A 7,129-nucleotide genomic window follows, 5' to 3' on the forward strand; every position below is an offset into this window, starting at 1 on the left:
TCCGCTTCTTGCCCTCCTTCTGCTTCTCGAGCAGCTTGCGCTTGCGGCTGATGTCGCCGCCGTAGCACTTGGCGAGCACGTCCTTGCGGATGGCGCGGATGTTCTCGCGGGCGATGATCCGCGAGCCGATGGCGGCCTGGATGGGCACCTCGAACTGCTGGCGCGGGATGAGCTCCTTGAGCTTGGCCGCCATCATGACGCCGTAGGAGTACGCCTTGTCCTTGTGGACGATGGCCGAGAACGCGTCCACGGACTCGCCCTGGAGGAGGATCTGGACCTTGACGAGGTCGGCCACCTGCTCACCGTCCGGCTCGTAGTCGAGGGAGGCATAGCCGCGGGTCCGGGACTTGAGCTGGTCGAAGAAGTCGAAGACGATCTCGGCGAGCGGCAGCGTGTAGCGCATCTCGACCCGGTCCTCGGAGAGGTAGTCCATGCCGCGCAGCTGGCCGCGCTTCTGCTGGCACAGCTCCATGATCGCGCCGATGAACTCACTCGGCGCCAGGACCGTCGCCCGGACGATCGGCTCGCTCACGGAGGCGATCTTGCCCTCCGGGAACTCGCTCGGGTTGGTGACGTGGATCTGCTTGCCGTCATCCATCGTCACGTCGTAGACGACGTTGGGCTGGGTCGAGATGAGGTCGAGGTCGAACTCGCGCTCGAGTCGCTCCCGCACGATCTCGAGATGGAGCAGGCCGAGGAAGCCGCACCGGAAGCCGAAGCCGAGGGCCGCAGAGGTCTCCGGCTCGTAGACGAGCGCGGCGTCGTTGAGCTTGAGCTTGTCGAGGGCATCACGCAGCGCGGGATAGTCCGACCCGTCGATGGGGTAGAGCCCCGAGAACACCATCGGCTTCGGGTCGCGGTAGCCGCCGAGGGCCTGGGCGGCCGGCTTGCTCGCGTTGGTGACGGTGTCACCGACCCGGGACTGGCGCACGTCCTTGACCCCGGTGATGAGGTAGCCGACCTCGCCGACGCCGAGGCCCTTGGACGGCACCGGCTCGGGGCTGATGACGCCGATCTCGAGCAGCTCGTGGGTTGCCCTCGTCGACATCATGACAATGCGCTCGCGCGGGTTGAGGTTGCCGTCGATGACCCGAACGTAGGTGACGACCCCGCGGTAGGTGTCGTAGACGGAGTCGAAGATCATGGCCCGCGCGGGGGCGTCGGGATCGCCGACGGGAGGCGGGACCTGCGCGACGATGAGGTCGAGAAGCGGCTCGACCCCCTCGCCTGTCTTACCGGACACCCGCAGGCAGTCCTCGGGCTCGCCACCGATGAGCCGAGCGAGCTCCTCGGCATACTTCTCCGGCTGCGCGGCCGGCAGGTCGATCTTGTTGAGGACCGGGATGATCGTCAGGTCGTTCTCCATCGCCAGGTAGAGGTTGGCAAGGGTCTGCGCCTCGATGCCCTGGGCGGCGTCGACGAGCAGCACGGCGCCCTCGCAGGCGGCGAGGCTGCGCGAGACCTCGTAGGTGAAGTCCACGTGACCCGGCGTGTCGATCATGTTGAGCGCGTAGGTCGTGCCCTGGCTCTCCCACGGCATGCGCACGGCCTGGCTCTTGATGGTGATGCCGCGCTCGCGCTCGATGTCCATCCGGTCGAGGTACTGCGCCCGCATCTGGCGCGCCTCGACGACCCCGGTCAGCTGGAGCATCCGGTCGGCGAGCGTCGACTTGCCGTGGTCGATGTGCGCGATGATGCAGAAGTTGCGGATCAGGTCCGGCGGCGTTGCGTGCGGTGCCAACGCGGAGCGGGCCATGGGCGACACGGTGGGACGAACCTCGCAGGTGACGGGGACAGTAGGCGGGGACAGCCTCGGGGACCGTCCGAGGGCCAGTCTCCCATGCTTTCAGTGCCCGCCCTTCACGTATGCCGCTGGGCGGGCTCGCGCGCCCGCGTGCCCTTCCGTGTCGAATGGGGCCGGAAAACAGGTGGAGCCGATCGACGCCGGGTGGGAGGTTTGCGACAGAGAGCAACCGGGGAGGCAGGAACACATGGAGCACGTCATCACCCGATCCGACGGCCGCGACGACGGCGAGGACTGGACCGAGAACTACGAACGGCTCCCCGGCGGGGCCGGCATCTCCATCATCCTCGAGTCCACGACGAAGGAAGGCGTGGGCCCGCGCCTGCACCAGCACCCCTACGCGGAGACGTTCATCATTCGCCGAGGCACGGCGACGTTCACCATCGGGTCGGGTGACGCGGCCCACGAGGTCGTCGGCCGGGCGGGGCAGGTCCTCGTGGTCCCGGCCGGCACCCCGCACCGGTTCAGGACGGGCCAGGGCGGCTACGAGGCGGTGCACGTCCACGCCAACGCCGAGTTCATCACGGAGTGGCTCGAGTAGGTGCTCGAGCAGCTGGTCGAGCGTCCGCGGAGGTCAGGCGGGATAGACGAGTGCAGGCCCGATGACCCGGATCGCGACGTCGTCACCACGCCGGAGGGGCGCCACCGTGCGGGCCAGCACCCGGATCGGGACGTCGCCCGACAGGACGGTCAGGCGGGCCAGGGCGTCGTGCCCGAAGAAGCTGACGTCCTCGACGTGGGCACCCTTCGCCCCGCGCTCGACGCGGCCGTCGACCCGGATCTGCTCGGGACGGATGACCGCGGTGACCGGCCCGTCAGCGGGCAGCACGCTGCCGTGGATCGGGAGCCGGCCGAGCACGGTCTCGACCTCGAGCCCGGTCTTGGTGCCGGGCAGCTCCACGAGCTCACCGACGAACCGGGCGACGTCGAGGTCCACGGGGCGGTAGTAGACCTCCGTGGGACTGCCGTGCATGACGAGACGCCCGGAGTCCATCACGGCGACCGAGTCCGCCATGGACAGGGCCTCCTCCTGGTCATGGGTGACGATGATGGCCGTCGCGTCGATCGTGCGCAGCACACCGCTGACCTCGTCGCGAACCTGCGCGCGCAGCCCGGCGTCGAGCGCGGAGAACGGCTCGTCGAGGACGACGACGCGCGGCCTGGGGGCCAGCGCGCGGGCGAGGGCCACGCGCTGCTGCTGCCCGCCCGAGAGCTGGTCGGGGCGACGCTGGGCGAGCTCGCCCAGCCCGACGAGCTCGAGCATCTCGTGGACGCGGGCGCGGCTGTCCGCGGACCGCGGCAGGCCGTAGCCGACGTTGCCGGCCACGTCGAGGTGCGGGAAGAGGGCTCCCTCCTGGGGGACGATCGCCACACCACGACGCTCGGGGGCGACGTCGGTGCTCTCGTCGAAGACGGCCCGGCCGTCGATCTCGACCCGGCCCCGGTCGGGCCGGACGAACCCGGCGACGATGCGCAGGAGCGTGGTCTTCCCGCAGCCGGAGGGGCCGAGTACGGCCGTGAGCTCGCCCGACGCCACGGTGAGGTCGACGTCCACGAGGGCCTTCGTCGAGCCGAAGGCCTTCGACACGCCAGAGAGCTTCACCTCACTCACAGGTCCTCCGTTGCGGTGAATCGTCCCTGCGCCCGCATGAGCCAGAGCGTCGGCAGGACGGCGAGCAGGACGAGGGCGAGGGCGTAAGGGGCAGCGGCAGCGTAGGCGGCGACACCGGTCTCGGTCCACAGGCTCGTCGCGAGCGTGTTGGCCCCGGTCGGGCGCAGCAGCAGGGTCGCCGGCAGCTCCTTCATGACGGTCAGCATGACGAGGGCGGTTCCCGCGGCGATGCCAGGGGTCGCCAGCGGGATCGTGACCCTGCGCAGCACGGTGAGCGGGGAGCTGCCGAGGGACCTGGCCACCTCCTCGATCCGCGGGGAGCTCATCGCGACGGCCCCACGGACCGCCCCGACACCGGCGGGGAGGAAGAGCACCGCGTAGGCGATGAGCAGCAGGGGTGTCTGCTGGTAGATCGGCTGTGCGACCCGGACGCCGAAGAAGACGAGCGAGAGCGCAACGACGATGCCGGGCAGGGCGTGGCCCGCCCAGGTGGCCGTCTCCACCACCGCGGTGGAGCGGCTGCGATACCGCGCGACGAGGACGCCGATGGGGATCGCGAGCGCCATCGTGGCCACCGCCCCGAGGACGGCGAGGAAGAGGGTCGTCCCGGTGCTCGACAGCAACCGCCCCGTGTCGATGCCGGCGGAGAGACCGGTCGCGAACCAGTAGAGCAGGGACGCGACCGGGAAGGCGAGGGCCACGAGCAGGACGGTGGCGACGGCCCCCGTCGCGACCGGCCCGAGGGCGCCGAGGCGGTGCAGCTCGGCGCGTCGGGCCACCCCACCCCCGACCCGGGTCTGCTCGACGGGTCGCCGGGTCCACCGCTCTCCCACGGCGATGAGCACGGTGATGACGACGAGCAGCATGGACAGCACCGCTGCCGGGGTGCGGTCGAAGGTGGCGGTGTAGGAGGTGTGGATCACCCGCGTGAAGACGTCGTACTGGAGGATCGACACCGCCCCGAAGTCACTCAGCGTGTAGAGGGCGACGAGCAGCCCACCGGATGCGGCAGCGGGCCAGACCTGTCGAGCCGTCACGGTCCAGAAGGTGCTCCAGGCGGAGCGGCCGAGGCTGCGGGAGACCTCTTCCTGAGCCGGGTCGACCGACCGCATCGCCGCCACCACGGGGAGGTACACGTAGGGGTAGGTGCACGCCGTGAGGACGATGGTCGCCCCGACGAAGCCTCGGGCCCACGGCACCGCAGCCACCCAGGCGAACGCCGCGACGTAGCTGGGGATCGCGAGCGGGAGCGGCGCGAGCACGGCAAGGGTCCGGCGGGCGGGCATCGCCGTCCGGGTGACGAGGGCGGCCAGGCCGATCCCGATGACGAGACACAGGCCGGTGACGACGGCGGCGAGGCCGAGGCTGCGGCCGACCAGCGCGACCGTCCCCGGGCGACCGAGGATCTCGAGGATCCGCGACGGGCCTGCCTCGAGGGTGCGGATCAGGAGGTAGCCCAGTGGCAGGACCGCCAGTGCCGCACCGGCGACCGCGGGGACGACGAGCCACCACGGGGGGCGCCCGGAGCGACCGCGACCCGAGGTAGCGCCGAGCGGACCGGTTGCCGGGTCGGCAATCGGACGCTCGGTCGTCGTCAGCTCGCTCAGGTCAGTCCCACCTCGTTCAACATCGCGAGCGTCGTCTCGAGGGAGTCGAGCTCGTTGAGGTCGATGCTCGACTTCTCGAGCTCGGCGAGGGGGGGCAGGTCGTGCATGGACGTGACGCCCTCGATGACGGGGTACTCGGCTGTCTCGTCGGCGAAGTACTGCTGTGCCTTCTCGGAGAGCAGGTAGTCGACGGCCTTGAGCGCCGCCTCCTTCTGGTCGGTGCCCTTGATGATGCCGACGCCGGCGACGTTGATGAGTGCGCCGGGGTCGTCGGCGTCGAGGAAGTGGATCCGGGCCGTGACCGCTTCGGCGCCCTTCTCGGCGACCCGTTCATACCAGTAGTAGTGGTTGATGAGGCCGAGGGCGACCTCGCCCTTGTCGACCCCGTCGAGTACGAGCACGTTGTTGTCGTACTTCCGGGGCTCGTTCGCCTTGAACCGCGTGAGCCAGTCCCTGGCACCGTCCTCGCCCTTGGCGACACGCAGCGCGGTGACGAAGGAGTGGAAGGAGGCGTTTCCGGGCGCGTAGCCGATCTTCCCCTTGTACGTCGGGTCGAGGATCTCGTCCACGGACGTCATCTGCTCGGCCTCGGGAGCCTGCTGAGGGTGGTACGCGATGACTCGGGCCCGAGCGGACGTCCCGACCCAGAGACCGTTGGGGTCGGCGAAGCCATCGATGACCTGGTCGGCCACGGACGGGCCGAGCGCCTCGAGCCGGCCGGCCTTCCCCAGCGCCCCGAGCGCGCCGGCGTCCTGGCTGAAGAAGAGGTCGGCCTTCGTCGCGTCGCCCTCCTCGAGCAGCTGCGCGGCGAGCTCACTGGACCCGGCGTAGCGCACCCCCACCTTGACGCCGGTCTCCGTCGTCAGGTCGTCGAGGACCCCTTGGACGAGAGACTCGCTCCGGCCGCTGTAGATGACGAGGTCCGCGCCCTCGGTCGTGTCGGTCGGGCCCTCATCGCCGCAGGCCGCGGCGCCGAGGACGGCGATCGCCGCGAGGGAGGCGGTGAGGAATCGGCGAACGTGCACGTACTGCTCCTGGCATCTCATTGAACTTAGGACAGACTTACCTTAGTCAGCCTAGTGCACCCGCACTCATGCTCCGAACGCACGTTCCGCGGGTCGGAACGACACGACGCCAGTCCCCGCCCGACACCGAGGACCCGGCTCCCAGTACCGCCACCTCCGCGTCACTACGGTGGTGCCCATGGCCTCGACCCTCGACAGGATCACCCGCGCCCTCCGCGGACTCGCCCGCGTCACGACGAGAGACCCTGGGGCGGCCGGCGCCCCACCCGAGGGGAACCGAGGCGTGCCGAGCACCCGCCGGGGCGCATCTGCCCCGGAGGCGGGCCCAGCGGCATACGGCCCCTATCTCGGAGACGCGACGACACTGCCCGACACGACCTATGCGCCGCACCCCGATGGTGACCCGGACCCGGGCGAGATCGTCTGGTCCTGGGTCCCGTTCGAGGAGGACCACACCCGTGGCAAGGACCGCCCCGTCCTCGTCATCGGGCACGACGGACGTCACCTCGTCGGACTGCAGCTGACGAGCCAGGACCACGACCGCGACGAGCACCAGGAGCGTCGCGCGGGACGCGAGTGGGTCGACATCGGCACCGGACCCTGGGACCGTCGCGGACGCCCGAGCGAGGTCCGTGTCAACCGACTGCTCCGCCTCGACCCGGGCATGGTCCGGCGGGAGGGGGCGGTGCTCCCCCGGGAGCGTTACGAGGACGTCGTCGCGGCCGTGCGCACTCACTACTGAAGGCCCCGACGCATCGAGCCCCTCACCCGGTCGGGTGAGGGGCTCGATGGAAGCGAGCCGGAAGCGGGTGCGCCGGTCAGAGCGAGGCGACCTTCTTCGCCATGGTCGACTTCTTGTTCGCGGCCTGGTTCTTGTGGATGACGCCCTTGGAGACGGCCTTGTCGAGCTTCCTCGAGGCGGTCTTCAGGGCGTCGACTGCGGCGTCCTTGTCCCCGGAGGCGGCGGCCTCACGGAACTTGCGGATCCAGGTGCGAAGCTCGCTCTTGACCGCCTTGTTGCGCTCCGTGCGCTTCTGGTTGGTCTTGATGCGCTTGAGCTGCGACTTGATGTTTGCCACGT

7 protein-coding genes are annotated in these 7,129 nt (G+C 70.1%); 2 read left to right on the plus strand and 5 right to left on the minus strand.

The window, feature by feature from the left end; genetic code table 11:
• A partial coding sequence (lepA, locus tag LOY02_RS16845; protein ID WP_317183529.1) for a translation elongation factor 4 occupies positions 1-1,756 on the minus strand: 1,756 nt, incomplete at its 3' end.
• A 235-nt stretch (positions 1,757-1,991) separates the two neighbouring features.
• On the opposite strand from lepA, the gene LOY02_RS16850 reads away from it, so the two are divergent.
• On the plus strand, positions 1,992-2,345 hold the full coding sequence (locus LOY02_RS16850; RefSeq protein WP_317183530.1) for a cupin domain-containing protein: 354 nt from the start codon (positions 1,992-1,994) through the stop codon (positions 2,343-2,345).
• Positions 2,346-2,378: 33 nt separating this feature from the next.
• Here LOY02_RS16850 and LOY02_RS16855 read toward each other — a convergent pair whose 3' ends face one another.
• From LOY02_RS16855 to LOY02_RS16865, 3 genes are read right to left on the minus strand one after another with little or no spacing between them, the layout of a single operon-like run.
• On the minus strand, positions 2,379-3,416 hold the full coding sequence (locus tag LOY02_RS16855) for an ABC transporter ATP-binding protein (protein WP_317183531.1): 1,038 nt from the start codon (positions 3,414-3,416) through the stop codon (positions 2,379-2,381).
• On the minus strand, positions 3,413-4,993 hold the full coding sequence (locus LOY02_RS16860) for an iron ABC transporter permease (RefSeq protein WP_317183535.1): 1,581 nt from the start codon (positions 4,991-4,993) through the stop codon (positions 3,413-3,415). The genes LOY02_RS16855 and LOY02_RS16860 overlap by 4 nt, the downstream gene beginning before the upstream one ends.
• A gap of 26 nt (positions 4,994-5,019) precedes the next feature.
• The gene (locus LOY02_RS16865) at positions 5,020-6,048 is read right to left on the minus strand and encodes an extracellular solute-binding protein (protein WP_317183532.1); all 1,029 of its coding nucleotides are present in this window, start codon (positions 6,046-6,048) and stop codon (positions 5,020-5,022) included.
• Between the two features lie 178 nt (positions 6,049-6,226).
• Here LOY02_RS16865 and LOY02_RS16870 point away from each other — a divergent pair, with 178 nt between their 5' ends.
• Positions 6,227-6,790 (plus strand): type II toxin-antitoxin system PemK/MazF family toxin, encoded by a 564-nt coding sequence (locus tag LOY02_RS16870; protein WP_317183533.1) that lies wholly within the window; start codon positions 6,227-6,229, stop codon positions 6,788-6,790.
• Positions 6,791-6,866: 76 nt separating this feature from the next.
• Here LOY02_RS16870 and rpsT read toward each other — a convergent pair whose 3' ends face one another.
• On the minus strand, positions 6,867-7,127 hold the full coding sequence (gene rpsT / locus LOY02_RS16875) for a 30S ribosomal protein S20 (protein ID WP_317183534.1): 261 nt from the start codon (positions 7,125-7,127) through the stop codon (positions 6,867-6,869).
• Positions 7,128-7,129: the final 2 nt, after the last annotated feature.

This window comes from Intrasporangium sp. (assembly GCF_032907665.1).
Classification (GTDB): Bacteria; Actinomycetota; Actinomycetes; order Actinomycetales; family Dermatophilaceae; genus Intrasporangium.

What these genes read in the sequence shown, in the direction of transcription:
- LOY02_RS16850 (WP_317183530.1), top strand. Translation starts at nt 1,992, where the DNA reads ATGGAGCACGTCATCACCCGATCCGACGGCCGCGACGACGGCGAGGAC.
- LOY02_RS16870 (WP_317183533.1), top strand. Translation starts at nt 6,227, where the DNA reads ATGGCCTCGACCCTCGACAGGATCACCCGCGCCCTCCGCGGACTCGCC.